Source organism: Paenibacillus sp. JNUCC-31 (assembly GCF_014844075.1).
Classification (GTDB): Bacteria; Bacillota; Bacilli; order Paenibacillales; family Paenibacillaceae; genus Paenibacillus.
The window spans coordinates 5,811,272-5,826,885 of record NZ_CP062165.1; the positions used below are offsets into that span (position 1 = coordinate 5,811,272).

General features: G+C 45.9%; 16 protein-coding genes, 1 tRNA gene and 1 pseudogene. 11 read left to right on the top strand and 7 right to left on the bottom strand.

The genetic code is table 11. The features are described 5' to 3' along the window. The first annotated feature begins 48 nt into the window (after positions 1-48). Positions 49-1,665, top strand: a complete 1,617-nt coding sequence (locus JNUCC31_RS25645) for a sensor domain-containing diguanylate cyclase (RefSeq protein ID WP_192265864.1) — start codon at positions 49-51, stop codon at positions 1,663-1,665. Between the two features lie 79 nt (positions 1,666-1,744). Here the strand turns inward: JNUCC31_RS25645 and JNUCC31_RS25650 are convergent, their stop codons facing one another. The 4 genes from JNUCC31_RS25650 to JNUCC31_RS25665 form a co-directional block, all read right to left on the bottom strand. Continuing rightward, a complete protein-coding gene (locus tag JNUCC31_RS25650; protein ID WP_192265865.1) occupies positions 1,745-2,104 on the bottom strand; it encodes a winged helix-turn-helix transcriptional regulator in 360 nt (119 codons plus the stop codon). Between the two features lie 205 nt (positions 2,105-2,309). Further along, positions 2,310-2,705 carry a DoxX family protein gene (locus tag JNUCC31_RS25655; RefSeq protein ID WP_192265866.1) on the bottom strand — a complete coding sequence of 132 codons (396 nt, stop codon included), beginning with the start codon at positions 2,703-2,705 and terminating at the stop codon, positions 2,310-2,312. A gap of 66 nt (positions 2,706-2,771) precedes the next feature. Then, on the bottom strand, positions 2,772-3,764 hold the full coding sequence (locus JNUCC31_RS25660; RefSeq protein ID WP_192265868.1) for a Gfo/Idh/MocA family protein: 993 nt from the start codon (positions 3,762-3,764) through the stop codon (positions 2,772-2,774). Between the two features lie 34 nt (positions 3,765-3,798). Beyond that, positions 3,799-4,983 (bottom strand): adenosylhomocysteinase, encoded by a 1,185-nt coding sequence (locus JNUCC31_RS25665; RefSeq protein ID WP_192265870.1) that lies wholly within the window; start codon positions 4,981-4,983, stop codon positions 3,799-3,801. A gap of 232 nt (positions 4,984-5,215) precedes the next feature. Here JNUCC31_RS25665 and JNUCC31_RS25670 point away from each other — a divergent pair. Then, positions 5,216-5,299 (top strand) — tRNA-Leu (locus JNUCC31_RS25670). Positions 5,300-5,554: 255 nt separating this feature from the next. Here JNUCC31_RS25670 and JNUCC31_RS25675 read toward each other — a convergent pair. Further along, the gene (locus JNUCC31_RS25675; protein WP_192265872.1) at positions 5,555-6,328 is read right to left on the bottom strand and encodes a DJ-1/PfpI family protein; all 774 of its coding nucleotides are present in this window, start codon (positions 6,326-6,328) and stop codon (positions 5,555-5,557) included. 550 nt (positions 6,329-6,878) lie between these two features. Between JNUCC31_RS25675 and JNUCC31_RS25680 the strand changes: the two genes are divergently transcribed. Together JNUCC31_RS25680 and JNUCC31_RS25685 are read left to right on the top strand one after the other, a co-directional pair. After that, positions 6,879-7,721 (top strand): sialate O-acetylesterase, encoded by an 843-nt coding sequence (locus JNUCC31_RS25680; RefSeq protein WP_192265874.1) that lies wholly within the window; start codon positions 6,879-6,881, stop codon positions 7,719-7,721. Further along, positions 7,718-8,257: a PadR family transcriptional regulator gene (locus tag JNUCC31_RS25685; RefSeq protein WP_192265876.1), complete on the top strand. Its 540-nt coding sequence runs from the start codon at positions 7,718-7,720 to the stop codon at positions 8,255-8,257. Before JNUCC31_RS25680 ends, JNUCC31_RS25685 begins: the two co-directional genes overlap by 4 nt. A 103-nt stretch (positions 8,258-8,360) precedes the next feature. On the opposite strand, the gene JNUCC31_RS25690 is transcribed toward JNUCC31_RS25685, so the two are convergent. Continuing rightward, positions 8,361-8,567: a hypothetical protein gene (locus tag JNUCC31_RS25690; RefSeq protein ID WP_192265878.1), complete on the bottom strand. Its 207-nt coding sequence runs from the start codon at positions 8,565-8,567 to the stop codon at positions 8,361-8,363. Between the two features lie 157 nt (positions 8,568-8,724). Between JNUCC31_RS25690 and JNUCC31_RS25695 the strand changes: the two genes are divergently transcribed. After that, positions 8,725-9,879: a sn-glycerol-1-phosphate dehydrogenase gene (locus tag JNUCC31_RS25695; protein WP_192265880.1), complete on the top strand. Its 1,155-nt coding sequence runs from the start codon at positions 8,725-8,727 to the stop codon at positions 9,877-9,879. Positions 9,880-10,256: 377 nt separating this feature from the next. On the opposite strand, the gene JNUCC31_RS25700 is transcribed toward JNUCC31_RS25695, so the two are convergent. Then, entirely contained in the window at positions 10,257-10,853 is a 597-nt protein-coding gene (locus JNUCC31_RS25700; protein ID WP_192265883.1) for a helix-turn-helix domain-containing protein, read from the bottom strand. A 425-nt stretch (positions 10,854-11,278) separates the two neighbouring features. Between JNUCC31_RS25700 and JNUCC31_RS25705 the strand changes: the two are divergent. The 6 genes and pseudogenes from JNUCC31_RS25705 to racE form a co-directional block, all read left to right on the top strand. Beyond that, positions 11,279-11,683: pseudogene (locus JNUCC31_RS25705) on the top strand (phage holin family protein); the annotation flags it as partial. 285 nt (positions 11,684-11,968) lie between these two features. Then, positions 11,969-12,256, top strand: a complete 288-nt coding sequence (locus tag JNUCC31_RS25710) for a Dabb family protein (protein WP_192265887.1) — start codon at positions 11,969-11,971, stop codon at positions 12,254-12,256. Positions 12,257-12,429: 173 nt separating this feature from the next. Then, positions 12,430-12,891 carry a DUF86 domain-containing protein gene (locus tag JNUCC31_RS25715; RefSeq protein ID WP_192265889.1) on the top strand — a complete coding sequence of 154 codons (462 nt, stop codon included), beginning with the start codon at positions 12,430-12,432 and terminating at the stop codon, positions 12,889-12,891. Positions 12,892-12,902: 11 nt separating this feature from the next. After that, complete coding sequence (locus JNUCC31_RS25720; RefSeq protein WP_192265891.1) at positions 12,903-13,808, top strand: DUF4261 domain-containing protein; 906 nt, start codon at positions 12,903-12,905, stop codon at positions 13,806-13,808. 187 nt (positions 13,809-13,995) lie between these two features. Beyond that, entirely contained in the window at positions 13,996-14,382 is a 387-nt protein-coding gene (locus JNUCC31_RS25725; protein WP_192265893.1) for a YtxH domain-containing protein, read from the top strand. 222 nt (positions 14,383-14,604) lie between these two features. After that, a complete protein-coding gene (gene racE / locus JNUCC31_RS25730; RefSeq protein ID WP_282189460.1) occupies positions 14,605-15,414 on the top strand; it encodes a glutamate racemase in 810 nt (269 codons plus the stop codon). The last annotated feature ends 200 nt before the right edge of the window (positions 15,415-15,614 follow it).

Sequence of the window (15,614 nt, forward strand, 5' to 3'; positions counted from 1 at the left end):
TAAAATAGAAGGAATATGCCTTGTCATGAAAAACCGGGGGAAGCAATAATGATCGCAGAGAATAAAACATCCAGAGTAAGAAGGAAAGTAAGGGAGATCAAAAAAATCAGCCTTACCGCTCTGTTGAGTGGATTGGTCACCATTGCCGTTTTGATGACATTGACCATCATGTTTATTTCATCTTATACATACCAGAAGCAATCGCTGATTGATAAAACGCTCTCACTTAATTATTCGAGTGCCGTGCAAGTGAGTCAAACGCTGGATTCGTTGTTTCAATCCATGCAGGGCAGTTTGAAATATTCTGCCGACTATTTTCGTGATCTGGACTATTCAGACACCTATAAACTGGGTTCCACACTGAATTTGATTCGTAACAGCAGTAATTATTTCAATGCAGTTACTCTGGTCGATGCATCAGGAATCATTCGAGGCTCTTCGCCTTATTCGGAGAAAAGTCTGGGTCAGCCTATAACTTCCGATGCAGCCAAAAAAGCGTTTCAATCCAGAGAACCCTACATCTCTGAAGCGTACCGCGGACCATATTCGAAACGAAGAATCGTTTTTGTGAGTGAACCGATCTTCAGTCAATCTGGTGAATTTAAAGGTTTGGTTAGCGGGGGAATCTATCTACAGGAAAACAACGTCTTGAATCTGTCATTTGGCAGTCAGTTGAAGACGAGCAATGGTTCTTATTTTTTCATTGTGGATACCAAGGGAACACTGTTATTTCACCCAGACACGCAACGAATCGGTGAAAATATATCCAAAAACAAGGTTGTGCAGAAGTTGCTAAACGACCAGACGGGTAAGGAACAATATAAAAATCTGGCTGGTGTGGATTCACTTGCAGGTTATTACAAGGTGCCGACAACAGATTGGGGAGTTGTCGTTGTATCTCCCGCGCAGATCGTATACGATCAGTTGAATCAACATATTCGCATGCTGCTGCTGTACACCTCTGTCCCGTTTATCATCCTGACGCTTATTGTCATCCGCGTAGCGCGGAAGCTGGCCAGTCCGTTTGTTTACCTTGCGGATTTGGTTAACCAGGTGAATCAGGGCAAAGTGGACCTGCCGGTAATGAAGCCGCATTGGAACAGGGAAGCTGACTTGTTGACGCGCACCGTGCTGAGTGCTTTGGCCAACTTTCGAAGGCAAACAGACCAGCTTACCTATGACGCCAGAACGGATGTATTGACCGGAATGACCAATCGAAGAACGTTTGAAGAAGTCATTGAGCAATGGATTGAAGAAGAAGTTCCTTTTTCCATCGTGGTGCTGGATATTGACCGTTTCAAATCCATAAACGATACGTATGGGCATCACGCAGGCGATCAGGTTCTGAAGCATATCGCGAACATTATCAAGTTGTCGGTTCGTACGCAGGATATATGCTCCCGATTTGGCGGCGAGGAATTTGTCGTGTTATTGAGACATACTGAATCCAAAACAGCATTTCAGATTGCTGAGCATATCCGTGTATCTGTGGAGGAAAGCGTATTGCCCATTGATCGTTCGGTAACCATTTCAGCTGGTATTGCCGAGTATCCGCTGCATTCCACAACAGCGACAGAGTTGTTTCATTTGGCGGATAATGCGTTATACCAAGCGAAGGAAGAAGGGCGCAATCGTACCGTTACGATTCAAACTGTTATGAAATAAAGAGGTTTACGTTCCTCTATATGAAATAAAAAGAAGCTAATCCCGTCTGAGGAAGGGATTGGCTTCTTTGGTCTTTTGTTCAAACCTCATGTGATCTGGCCAAAACCTCATTTGTATACTGTTCTCCCCAGTCACGCATGCTGTAGATAATGGGACGCAGGGTTTCGCCAAACGGGGTAAGGGAGTATTCCACTTTAGGCGGAACCTGAGGATATATTTCCCTGTGCACAATTCCGCTGCTCTCCAGTTCTCTTAGTTGGAGTGTGAGCATTCGCTGGGTGATGTCAGGGAATAATTTTCTGAGCTCATTAAATCTTAATGAACCAGAGAACAAGTGATATAGAATGGCGCCTTTCCATTTGCCTCCGATGACACTAAGGGTTACCTCCACGGAACAGCCATAAGGCGAGGGACACGCGTCGGTCGAATTTTTTTTCAATATAGGTGCACCTCCAGTTCATGGTGGTTAGTCATGGTATCGAATAGAATACTACATTTCATAAATGTACGTATGGTTCATCTACGAGCATATCACTTCTCATGCAGATTATAAACCCCTCTACAGCGAGTTGATGCTAAAACCAACAAAGAACCCCGGTTTCATTTTCCGAAACGTCGAGGTTCTGATGACTGAAATAGTTTAGTTATATCAAGGCGTCCAAGGAGTATGCTCCGGCACCAGCAAGTGCAACACCGATTAAAGATCCAAGCATAACCAGATTGTATTCAAATCCACCGTTCATATTCCAAAGTCCCTTGCCAGCATGGACTTTTACGATGGCAACGAGCATTAAGGTCATAAGTATAATGGCACCAATGGTTGTCCATAAACCTGCCCCAAAAAGGAATCCGCCGATTAATTCGATAAGCCCTCCGCTGACGGCCATAACTTTTGCAGGCTTCAGACCAATTGCGCCAAAAAATTCAGCTGTTCCTGATATCCCCTCGCCGCCAAACCAGCCAAACAGTTTCTTGCATGCATGACCCATCATAATGAAACCAATAACAAGTCGAATGATAAGTAACCCGGTGTCCAGCATTGTGTTAGTTCCTCTTTTTCTCTGGATTATATAAAATGGTGGAACCTGTATTGTATTCGTGTAGCGTCAGATCAGTGATGCTAGGATGGTATCACATAACGCCATGGTTCCGATATTATCCTTGCCGCTGGAATGTGGAACAGACTTGTTCTTGCAGCATTCCATGAAATGAGCCATCTCGCCTACGAAACCACGCAGATAAAGGTCTCGATAAGCCCCTGACATGGGTGAACCGGAAGGGGTATACACCGTGTCTCGTTCCTCAAGGGACTTCCAAGGGAGGCTACTCCCTGTACGAGAATGATGAATTGTAAGTGTATTAATCTCATCCGCAGACGCAAATCCGTCGTCAAAGGTGACCAGTACACTTTCGCTTTCCCGTGACCATGCGCTCATACCAGTAAAGTACGCACTGCCAACCACACCATGCTCAAATTTCAGGGAAATGCTCTGGTTAATACGTTCTCCATTCTTAACCGTAGTGCCTGTGACCTGCACGGCTTCCCCAAATAGAAAGCGCATCAGATCGACCATATGAATGGCAGCAAGCTTCATGAATTGTTCCTCATCTTTGCAGAACGGTGTGCTGTCTACAGCGAATTTCATTTGGAAAGAACGTACTTTACCCATTGATCCGCCCTCAATCAGTTCCTTGAGCTTCATGTAGACTGGAGCATAACGTTTCATGAATCCAACCATGACGACCACACCTGCCTTCTCGGCAGCTAGGGCCACAGCGGCAGCTTCAGCAGCATTCCATCCGAGAGGTTTATCTACATATACATTTTTGCCAGCCTGAATACATTCAAGGACAAGGGCCGTCTGGTCTTGTGGTTGTGCCACAACAACGATGCCATCACAGTCTTCATTCTGCAACATCCGTTGTGCATTGTCATACGCTTTTCCTTTGCTGCCAAAACGCGTGAGGGCTGCTTCGGATCGCTCAATACTGCGAGTAGTGATGGCCTGAATTTCTGCTCCGGCTTCAACAGCAGACGGGTATATATTCGTGGATGCATGGAATCCAGCACCGATAAAACATAGTTTGACTTGACTCAAGAGGATCTCTCCCTTTATTCATGATTAGCAGAAATTAGATGGTGTAGCTCAAATGCTTCAGCATCTGTCCGGCTATAGTGTTGTTGACGGTTTGAGGAACCGGCTGAGGTCCAAGTACGAGATGTTGACGTTGCTGCACAAGGTAGAGCAGGGAAGCCGCTTGCAGGGACAAGCCCAGATCCATCGTTTCAACAGGGTTGCCGCTGCCGCCAGCCAGGTTCAGCATCTCGCCCTGGGTAAGCAGCATAAGTCGACGTCCGTTAGATAGTGTGAACTGTTCGATGTCCGCTGTCAGTTGTTCCGTATGTTTCGCATCCTGGCGGAGATGTTCCAAATCCATTTCCCATGAGAAATGTCCGGCATTGGCGAGAATCGTTCCATCATTCATCTGGTTAAAATGTTCCTTTAAAATGGCATTGGGACGTCCGGTGACGGTAATGAATACTTGGGCAAATGCGAATGTATCCTCCAATCGTGCCACTCTGAACCCATCCAGAGCCGCTTCCAGGCCCGCGATCGGATCAGCTTCAACAACGACGACCTGGCTGCCCAGATTACGCAAATATCTGGCAATGCCTCGTCCGCAGGTTCCATAACCAACGATGACGAAGCGCCGGGTAGGCAAAATCAGGTTCGTGGTACGCATGAAGCCTTCAATAATGGTCTGTCCGACACCGTGTTCATTTTCCATGATTCGTTTGAGTGGACTGTCATTAATGACAATGATCGGAAAAGGAATATTCTCTCCCGTCTCTTCACGCAGCAGATTGGCCCCCGTCGTCGTTTCCTCCGTACCCCCAATCAGAGAGTTATTGTCATAATGTTGGATGAGGGTGCGCGCCAGATCAGCTCCATTATCCATGAGCAGATGGGGGTGGTGCTGTAGTACACTATGGATATTTTGCAGGTGCTGATTGCGCCTGTCTGCACGTTGGCCATAAACGATGATGCCTTCTTCTTGCAGGGCTGCAGCGACGGTGTCTTTCGTTGTGCCAGGGCTGCCAGTCAATACAACCTTGGCTCCACCGGCCTGAAGTGTTCGGCATAGAACAGCAGTTTTGGGCTCTACATGAATACAGATACCGATGGTTAAACCAGCAAAAGGCAACTCTTTGGCAAACTGGGATTTTAATTCGCCAAGCAGGGGCATATGCAATTCGGTCCAGTGAATGCTTCGTTTTCCTTGTTCAATACTCTCGTGTGTTGAGTTGAGAATCATACAAAACTCCCTTTCTGTGCAAGGTAGAGCGTATCCCGAAGGACGCTTGGTCAGCTTCTTATCTACCATAGGGAGTTTAAATGCGCTAAAAAAGGACATATGTCCTTTTTGTTGAAAGTTACAAAAAAATAGTTGCAATCATATTTTAGAGCATGTATACTCTTAATTACGGTAAAACAAGCAATTGCTTGACCGAAATGCTTTTCATCCATGATGAGAAGATACATATCATGCGGTCGTGGCGGAATTGGCAGACGCGCACGGTTCAGGTCCGTGTGGGCTAACCCCCGTGGAGGTTCGAGTCCTCTCGACCGCATCACTTTTATAAAGAAGCTCTTGAATTGTCCTCGTGACGGTTCAGGAGCTTCTTTTATTTTGAGATTTACAAGGTGTTCTACAACATAATTCCAAGGAGATAGCGATAACACTTATTTGAATGAGCATTAAAAGCAACAGCAGCCTGGCTAGGTCTTTCGCATCCAGGTCCGTTGCTGTTGCTTATATGGGATTGTTCTTTCACTTTTCGATATTGTTTATTGAAATGGCAGAGGGTTGCTTTTTTTTTAGTAGCCTATGGATTCGTATTAAAGTCGACTGGCACAATGCCTTCAGCTTTCCACACTGTGCCTCTCTTCTCATACTCAAACAACTTTTCTACAGAATTCGCGACTTGGGGTCCTAATTCACGGTCGACCAAATACAAGGCCACGTCAAGTCCCGAAGTCACGCCTCCCCCGCTCACGAAACGAGGACTATCTTCAACGACTCTTGCCTCAATCGGAATTGCACCGAGAGCTCCTAACGCAGCCATGCCCATATGATTGGTAACAGCATGTCTATCTTTTAATAAACCTTTCATTGCAGGCAGTAATGTACCTCCACATACGGTAGCCACAGTAATTTCCTTATTGTTAAAAGCTTGTTTTAACATATCCGGTAAGCCTGTCTTCATGGCTTGCCTTAATATATTCGGAATGGCATCTTCCGAATCTCCAGCGGGCTTGCCCGAAGCGCCAGGGACCAAAATAATTCCCGGGCGCTTCGGGTCTAATACGGTTTGCGCTTCGAGTGCAGGTCCGTTCAGACCACTCGGTACAGAACGTTTGCCTTCTGCGGATACCAATTCTACAGTAATTGCTCCTTTGGAGTACATTCCGGCAGCAGCGAATACTTCGTATGGCGCTAAAGCGTCCATTAAATCGAAACCATCGAATAATACGATCTGAACATGCGTGCTTTTGTCTTTGAATGTATCATTACTTTCTTTTATTTTCGCACTTGCTGCAGGAGCAACTAGACAAAGAACCAGTGCAAAAGGCATAAGCAATCCCCATATTTTTTTCATCTTTATCCCTGTTCCTTTCGTATAGCTTAAGGCAAAAAACGGAATTGAATCCGTTTGCTTTAAGCGATTTTTTTGGAGTTCTTTTTTTAGCAGTCCCGACGCCATGACGTTAGCAGATCTTTAAGCCTGTGTCATCCTCCTTCATCCGTTTTTGCGTAGAACGAGCCCTCACTCAACTTATTTGCCGTCCGTGTCCGCAAGAAGAATCATAACAAACGGGTATCTCAAACGACGTTGTAAAAAAGTCACAAAACAATAAATAATTCATCACAAATCAGGGGGGCCGTTCGTTTCTTGAGGAAAGATGATAATCTGCATCGGCATTTTTTGCGGCCATTACTTTATTTCATTAAAAAAACAGCTTTAGGCACGTGGTCGGACCCGTGTCAATTCTGGGGGAGAGTTTATTTGTTTGCTATAGTACGTTTTTTAATATGTTTGTTAGATGGAATGGGGCGCTCTAATGTAGTTGACCATAGTCTAATTAGACTATATAATATTTTTTAGTCTAATTAGACCATAACAGTGATGTAAAGGAATGAAGACTAGAATGATAAAGTCATTTTTAATGTTGGGTCAGTCTAATATGGCCGGCCGTGGATTATTGCAGGATGTCGATCCTATCTATAATGAAAAAATAAAAATGCTGCGCAATGGACTGTGGCAGATGATGACAGAGCCAATTAATTACGACCGTCCGGTTTCCGGTGTGAGCCTGGCGGCATCCTTTGCCGATGCCTGGTCGAAAGCGAATCCTGAGGAAGAAATTGGTTTGATTCCTTGTGCGGAAGGCGGTAGTTCTTTGGATGACTGGCATCCGGAACGTATTCTGTTTCAGCATGCGTTATCCGAAGCCCGCTTCGCCCTGCGGTCCAGTCAAATCTGCGGAATCCTTTGGCACCAGGGTGAGAGCGACAGTTATCGTTCGCTGCATGAAACCTATTACGAGAAATTAACCCATATTATCGAGACCCTAAGAAACGAATTGCATCTTGATGAGGTGCCGTTGATCATTGGCGGACTTGGTGATTTCCTTGGGAAGACCGGTTTTGGACAGCAAGCGACAGAGTATCGACAGGTCAATGAACAATTGCAGCACTTCGCTAACGAACAGCACAATTGTTATTTTGTCACAGCGGCAGATTTGACGGCGAATCCGGATGGCATTCATATAGACGCGGTTTCGCAACGTAAATTCGGCTACCGTTATTTCGAGGCTTTTTCGAAAAGATGTCATATCATGGAACCCATCCCTGGGGAGAAGCAGTCACTGAATGTGGAGCGCGACTATTCGAAAACAGAACAGATTTACCTTCATAGCATGGATTTGGCTTCGGGTAAAATCACGTACGCAGAATTCGAGGCGCAAATGGCGAAGGTGATGCAGCCTTGATCCCTTTGCTCATTCTTGGCCTGCTCATCCAAAACCCCGGCGCTCACGGCTATGAGCTGCTGTCCTTAATGGAAAAACGCCATTATAAATACATTGTAAACTTCACCAAAGGCTCGTTTTATTACAATCTGCAGCAGCTCGAAGAAAAGGGGTGGATAGAACAGATTCAGCAGAATCCTTTAACCGGTGGACGCGAAATTCGGAACTTTAAAATCACCGAATCGGGAATGGCTGAATTCGAAGAATTAATGGTCAAATACGGCACCAAATCGGAATATGTGAACCTGCAATTTTATGGGGCTCTGCTTTTTGCCGATGAATACGACAAAAACAAATTGCAGGAACTGATTCAATCACAGATAGACCAGACGAAAACCCGAATCGCCCTCCTTGATGAGTACCTGTCTGACACACAAGAACTTCCAGGGGCAATCAATTACTACCGCCGCATGAACGAAAATTCCCGTTCCCATCACTTGGTTAACTTAGCGTGGTTTGAACAATTGAGAGCGGATATAGAAGGACATAATGCATAATAAAAAACAGCTAATAGGATACAGCTTTTGAAAGTGTATGCCAACCCCCGTGGTTGTTCGGGTACTCTTGAGTGCAACGAAAAAAAGGCTCGCGAAATTGCTCTTAAGGCAAATCGCGAGCTTTTTTGTTTGGTTTATTGAATATGAAATGCTGCACACATAGGCCTGCAATCGCTCCGACAATACCAAAAAGCCCAACACTGGCCATGACTTCATTTGCCTGAAAGCGGAATAAAAAAGCGATGCCGCTCCCCAATGTCGTTCCTGCGAGAAATCCGAGAGAGATCCCTGTTTCTTTGGCTAACTTCATAGGTTCACCTGCTTCGAAATGTGAGTTTAGGATTTGCAAATGTTTGAAACAGGAGGTAAAGTGTGATCAGGAAAAAACTCACAGTTTCCTTCCTTTTTTCATTTTGTGGTTTTATCCGTATTATTATGCATGACATTCTTAAGAGAGGTTGAGGCGAATGAATATGAACGAGCGAATTGCCACATGGAACGAAGAAGCTCAGAAATGTACTTGTGGGCATAAACACCGTTTGGTGCAAATGCGGGTGTATTTGGAGCATGGGGCGATTCAGCGGTTATCTGGCTATTTGTCGGAGCAAGGGTACAGACATGTGACCGTTGTATATGATAGAAATACGGGGCCGGCAGCGGGTTACGAAGTGGTAAAGAACATTCGGGAAGCAGGCGTTCATGTGGATGAGATATGCATGCCAGGGAACAAAGCGGGGGACGTTATTGCTGATGAGGCGGCAATTGTGCAAGTCTTGCTTGGTGTAAAACAGGAAAGCCAGGCCATTATTGCTGCGGGTTCAGGAACCATTCATGATCTGGTGCGATTCGTTTGCTCCAAAATGAACAAGCCGTTTCTGTCTGTACCCACAGCGGCTTCGGTCGACGGATTTACTTCGGCAGGTGCACCTCTTATTGTAAGCAGCGTCAAGCAGACGATCCAGGCGGTACCACCTGAAGTCATTTTTGCCGATATTAATATATTGGAGCAAGCCCCCCAAGAGATGAATGCAGCCGGATTTGGAGACATGCTTGGCAAATATACATCACTGGCAGACTGGATGGTTTCCAGGGATCTTGGCGGCGAACCGTTCTGCCCCGTTGCTTATCGCATGACGGAAGAAGCGTTGAGGAACTGTGTCGATCATGTGCAGGAGATCGCCGAAGGACGGGCTGACGGGGTGACTGAATTGATGGATGCGCTGATCGTTTCAGGCATTTCCATGCTCATTATTGATCATTCTCGTCCTGCATCCGGTGGTGAACATCATCTATCCCATCGATGGGAGATGGATCTGATGGAAGCGGGTCACCGACCCGTTCTGCATGGTGCCAAGGTGGGCGTGGCCAGTTCCCTGCTTACCGTAAAATACAAGGATCTTGCACAAAAATCCGATGAGCCGGCTTTCCGCATTTACAATTATCTGCCGGATGCATCTCAGCTTACAGCATGGCTAGGACACGTAGGAGGCCCTACTACAACAGAACAACTAGGTGTAACCGCAGAGATGGTTGAGCATGCTTGGACCACAGCACATTTGCTTCGCGATCGGTATACAGGATTGAAATACATCAATGAGGTTCTTCATGCGGGTTTAAAATAAAGTCAAAATCATAGGGACCAATTCCATATTATGCTCTTTGTTGTACGTACAAATTATGGGTGGTTATGTATCATGTATAAGACAAGTTTAGTTTGTTCGGAGAGCTGGGTTTATGATGCGAGATTCTAAGTATCATATCATGAGGAATGGTCAATTTCATATTATATAAGGCACTCAATGGATCAGGGCAATCGTTGTACAAGCTAAAATAGAGGATCGTTTTCAGCCTTTTCCTTTTGGGGAAGAGGTTTTTTCTCGTTTGCTGGCAGAGTTTTAACAAATTGTCCGTACAAATATTTCATGAAGATAAGCATGTTAGAAAGGCTCTGTCTTTCCCTTGGGAATGGACAGAGCCTTTTGGTTGTTCGCTCATGTAGTTAGTTATTGTGACGATCTTTCAAGATGACATCTGCGAACAAAATAGTTTTCGGGATGCGGAAAAATTGTTCCGCTTGTTCCTGAAACGTTGCGGAAGGCAGCGTTCCCTGATGCAGCCATTTGCGGAAAGTGCCGGGGTGAACCCCGATCCAGTGGCTGACATCTGTCACCGACAAATCATGGACCATACACAAGCCTGTCAGAATACGGTTGCTAACCGGAGAACGGGTCACCGTACGCTTCATGAAACGGGAAGGCTCGGGCTGACAAATGACCGGGCTTTGACGAACCACTTCTTCATTGAAAAGAATGTGGCGCGGGTAGCCAAGCAGTTGACATGCCTTGTCCAAATTGGTACTGCCGGGTATCCGTCCTTCATACACCCACGCACTGACACTGCGTGAAGAGATGGATAGGTCTTCGGCGAGCTGGGACAACTTGATATCATTGGCCATCAGCACGGCTAGAAGAACACGGTTACGGATTTGACAGCGTGTCGGCTTTCGGAATCGTTTGACACGGACGCCTTTCCCCAAATATTTACGGTTGATCAGAGACCACGCCTGGATGGAATGTTGTTCTGGTTGATTAGGCATATTTCCTCCGATTTTTTTAACCAAATACTACAATAAGTACGGGGGTACTTTCAAGTGCCGGGTGTACCTGATTCAAACAAGCTGGTGCGCGAATCCGCTGCAAAGGAGGAGTTATGAACTAGACTAAACGAAATTCACATCCTAGTATATTCCTAGATTACAATGATTCACTAAATTTAAGGGATCAAATAGATGATGAATAAAAATAAATTAAGTCTAATTACCTATGAATAGGACTATAGTACTTTTCTGCAATTTTTGTTGATATGATGCGGTTTATTTCCCTGTTTTACCCATAAAAAATTCATTTTTGTTAATGGGATAATATTACAATATGCACAAATCTGAAATTAGAAATCCGCGAGTTCAGTCTGATATATGTCCTGTCAAAATCTCTTACTATTGCATAACTTGTATGGAGACAAATGAGAGAAGAGGTGAGTAACGTGAATCCATCGGTAAGTACCTTTGCTGCCATTTCAGGGGCAATCATGACATTTGCTTTTGGTGGATGGGATCAGTTGCTTAGCCTGCTGGCGGTTGCAATGGCTGTGGATTACATTACGGGTCTCGCGGCAGCAGTAAGATCGGGGGACGGATTGAATAGTAATATCGGATTTTGGGGGCTTGCGCGCAAAGGTCTGATGCTGACAGTTATTCTGCTTGCCCACCGAATTGACATGCTGATGGGGACTGACATTATCAAAGGGGGAGCCATCTATTTCTATCTCGTGAATGAGCTTATATCCATTACCGAAAATTATGCCCGCATCGGGCTTCCGTTGCCAAACAAGCTCAGACAGGCTATAGCAGTGCTTAAGAAACAGGAAGATTTATCTGATCGGGAATGGCCCCAACCACAGCCGGATGCGGAGAATAAGAAGACGGAAGAACAACCGTCCGGTGCGGATAAGGAAAAGCAGTCAGACCCGACTGAACAGGGGAATGACAAGCTTCAGTAGAAACCCGGGGCGAATAAAAGTATCTCTGATTAAATTGTCGTTGAAGAGAACGTTTCCAAGTATCCTTTCGTAATAGAGGACGTTATGATATATTTTGGATACACGAAAATTCATTCCTACCAATTAATTATACTTAAATGAGGTGCTTGTCTAATGATTAAACATATTGTGCTGTTTAAAATGAAAGATCGTTCGCCTGAAAGTATTGAAGCGGCTGCCAATGTTCTTCGCAATCTGCAAGGGAAAATTGATGTTCTTATTTCGCTTGAAGTGGGTGTGGACGTGCTTCGTTCGGAGAGATCCTTCGACATTTCACTTACGGCGGAATTTGCATCTCTGGAGGATCTCCAGGCATACCAGGTGCATCCACTACATCAGGAAGTGATCCAATATATGAACCAAGTCAGAGAGCAGTCGATTGCGGTGGACTACGAAATCTAATCTGTTACTCATTTTATTTTGGTTAAAGGGGACTGTGCATGAGCGATTTAAGAGACGTTATGGAATTTTTATATATTTTTATCGTGTTTCTGATCGCTTGTCCTGTGATATTATTTTGGCTTAAGCGAAGAGGAAAACGGAACCGATAATTCAGTGAACGGGACGTGAACAGATTGTATTATGTAAACAGGGAACAAATTGCCCGCCGGCTTGCTGCCATTCCGGATGTGGCCGAGGGCCTTCGCAGCGTGTCAAAAACCTGGGATGGCAGTCTCATGCTGGGTATGGTTCAGGAACGTTGTCTTCATCTGGCCATCGAGATTGTTACCGATGTGGGGAGTTACCTCATAGACGGCTTCATCATGCGTGATGCGAGCAGTTATGACGACATTATACAGATTAACCATGAAGAGAAGGTTTTTGATGATGCAACCTATGAGGTGCTTAGTCGCCTCGTATTGTTGCGCAAGCCGCTGGTACAGGACTATTACAACTGGGAACGTGCTGAACTGCACCCGCTGAGCAGTGACTTGTCAGACGTGCTTGAACGTTTTTCCGAACAGGTCAGTACCTATGTGGAAAAAGAACTCGGGCCATTCCAAACTGCACAGGCCGAGGGACAGAGCAAGGAATGAGGGGAAACAGCATGACGAGCGAATGGAAAGAAGATAGAGAAGGAAAACAAGAAACGAATGACACACCTTCCGGATTTCATCCGGTATATATGATTGAACTTTTATTTCAGGAACGTCCCGAAGTAGACCGTGCACGTTTGCAGGAGGCACTGAATCGTCATACCGGACAAGTCCGGCTTGACGTGAAACAAGGAAATGCAGAGCATACTCCTGAGATGCTGGTTTTCTACCATTTGAACCATAAAGTCTCTTTTCAGGAAGGTGACATTCCCGCACAGACTTGTATGCTTCCGGTTACTGAAATTGCAGATCGTGCCCGTTTTGGAGGGGCTTTGCAGCAAGCCTGGCATTGGCCAGAAGCAGGACAAGCTATGAAAACGATCCAATATTCCATCCGGCTTCATGATATGTTCACGGCTGCCATGCCACGCAAACAGCGGCTTGAATTGTTCCAAAAGACGATTCAGGCGGTCATGGAAGTGTTGCCTTGTGAGGCGTTGTATTGGTATGGCAGTGACAAATTGGTTGAACCGGAAGCCTATATGCAGTCACAGGAACGTGAAGAACATCTCTATGCTGCGATGAATGTGCGTATGTACCAGGCGGGAGGCACTGAGGAACAGCGTCAGCTGGTTATGGACACGGTTGGTCTGTCAGCGCTGGGTGTGCCTGATGTTCAGTGTCATTTCATTGGGCTTGATCCAGATACGGTAGCCCAGACATTATTGGGTGCGGCATATTACATATTTGATCAGGGGGATGTTCTGCAGGACGGACAGACGCTGGGATCTTCCGGCGGACGTCGTTGGCGTTGTGAGCATCAAGCGGCACTGATTGCACCAGGACGATATGTGATTGATCTGGACCCGGGAGAAGAACATACCGCTGCTCCTCTTGAGCCAGCCCGGCAAACCTAGGGTTATTATGCTGTCGTCAGAAGGTGCGGATAAGGAGCCTAGAATTTTTTTTGCTACCCGGAGTGTCAGGTCAAGCCCTTGTTGCTTATACTGCATCAACAGAGTAGGCATTCGCCCGGATTGACGAGCAACAGAGTGTGTTGCTTGGTTAATCGGTACTTCATTAAGGTAAAGGGAGAGATGTGACGTGAAGGATTCAAACAAAAGTTTGTTGTGGGGCGCATTAATCGGTTCAGTTGTAGGTTCGGTGACAGCTCTGTTGCTGGCGCCAAAATCCGGACGTGAGTTGCGTCAGGACATTTCGGAAGGTGCACGCCAGGTGAGTGAGAAAGGTCAGGAACTGGCCAGCAAGGTGGGCGAACAAAGCTCACAGATCGTATCCAAAGTAAAAGAGACGGCAGATGTGGTCATCCAGGATATCCAATCCTGGCGCAATTGCGCTGAAGGGAAAGAGGTGCGCGTATCTGCAGTCATCAGTGATACCGATTCTTCCATTAATTCAGATGCATCGAATGAGTCGGGTATTGAAGTTGTCGCAAAGCTTCCTGTGGATGATTCCAAAGATAACATCTAAAGCAAAGCTTGAAGCGAGCAGGCTTTCCTCCATCTGGGAGGGGAGCCTGCTTTGTTGTGTGTGTAGCGTGAAACTGCTTGCAAGGCATTTTTGTTTGAACCCTGTGATGAAATCGGGTAAGATGTAGGTACCTTTTTGCCGGAAAGTTCATACGGTAGGAAGAAAGCTCTGGAAACCAATCGTTATCAGAACCAATTCAATAAAGAAGGAAGCGGTGTGTTCGTGCAGCAAGCAATCGCTATATTAGACTCCGGTGTAGGGGGATTAACTGTCGCAAAGGAAGTCATGCGTCAACTCCCGCGGGAAAAGATCATCTATTTTGGAGATACTGCCCGGACACCGTACGGACCCCGTTCGTCCGAACAAGTTAAACAATTTACGGAACAAATCGTTGATTTCTTGATCCAGTTCAATCCGAAGGTTATTGTTATCGCCTGTAATACGGCTACTGCAGCAGCGCTCGACTATATTCGAGCCAAGGTGAATGTGCCTGTCATCGGTGTTATTCATCCAGGAGCGCGAGCAGCCATCACAGCCACACGCACAGGACGAATCGGTGTCATTGGCACCGTGGGAACGATTGGAAGTGGTGCGTATACGTCTGCACTCAAACAGTTGTCTCCCTATATTGATGTGGTCAGTCAGGCTTGTCCGGCACTTGTGCCGTTGGTGGAGCAAGGCGAATTCCGTTCCGAGCAAACGACAAGTACGGTGGAGCAATCTTTAGGCCAGATCAAACAGCAGCCGATTGATTGTCTCATTCTGGGTTGTACGCACTATCCTTTTCTCATGGATACCATTCAGGAGGTTATGGGACAGGAAGTGAAGCTGATCAGTTCGGCAGATGAAACGGCGAGGGAAATCAGCACGATTTTGTATGATAAACGAAAATTGGCCAGTGGGGATGAGACACCAGTTCATCAGTTTTTTTGCACAGGGGACCCACGCATGTTCCAGAATATTACTCGCCAATGGTTGGGAGAGCAAATCTCCAAGACGCCAGTTGTATGGCAGGTTACGAAATTATCATAGCTTCATTCTTAAATTCATTTTGTTTGGTGAGCCCGGAACCGTTAGCGTTCCGGGATTTTTTGATATATCAGAACGTACAGGCTACAAGAGTTATGTTGGAATAATTCGCGCGATTCGTGTCACATGACGGACAACCAGATCCGCATACATATTATATACAATAAGTGCACACGTAAGAAAAGGACAGGAGATTACACCGT

Excerpts from the sequence above, each read along its gene's own strand:
- JNUCC31_RS25645 (WP_192265864.1), top strand. The coding sequence starts at position 49 with ATGATCGCAGAGAATAAAACATCCAGAGTAAGAAGGAAAGTAAGGGAG.
- JNUCC31_RS25655 (WP_192265866.1), bottom strand. The coding sequence starts at position 2,705 with ATGCTGGACACCGGGTTACTTATCATTCGACTTGTTATTGGTTTCATT.
- JNUCC31_RS25665 (WP_192265870.1), bottom strand. The coding sequence starts at position 4,983 with ATGATTCTCAACTCAACACACGAGAGTATTGAACAAGGAAAACGAAGC.
- JNUCC31_RS25675 (WP_192265872.1), bottom strand. The coding sequence starts at position 6,328 with ATGAAAAAAATATGGGGATTGCTTATGCCTTTTGCACTGGTTCTTTGT.
- JNUCC31_RS25680 (WP_192265874.1), top strand. The coding sequence starts at position 6,879 with ATGATAAAGTCATTTTTAATGTTGGGTCAGTCTAATATGGCCGGCCGT.
- JNUCC31_RS25690 (WP_192265878.1), bottom strand. The coding sequence starts at position 8,567 with ATGAAGTTAGCCAAAGAAACAGGGATCTCTCTCGGATTTCTCGCAGGA.
- JNUCC31_RS25695 (WP_192265880.1), top strand. The coding sequence starts at position 8,725 with ATGAATATGAACGAGCGAATTGCCACATGGAACGAAGAAGCTCAGAAA.
- JNUCC31_RS25700 (WP_192265883.1), bottom strand. The coding sequence starts at position 10,853 with ATGCCTAATCAACCAGAACAACATTCCATCCAGGCGTGGTCTCTGATC.
- JNUCC31_RS25710 (WP_192265887.1), top strand. The coding sequence starts at position 11,969 with ATGATTAAACATATTGTGCTGTTTAAAATGAAAGATCGTTCGCCTGAA.
- JNUCC31_RS25720 (WP_192265891.1), top strand. The coding sequence starts at position 12,903 with ATGACGAGCGAATGGAAAGAAGATAGAGAAGGAAAACAAGAAACGAAT.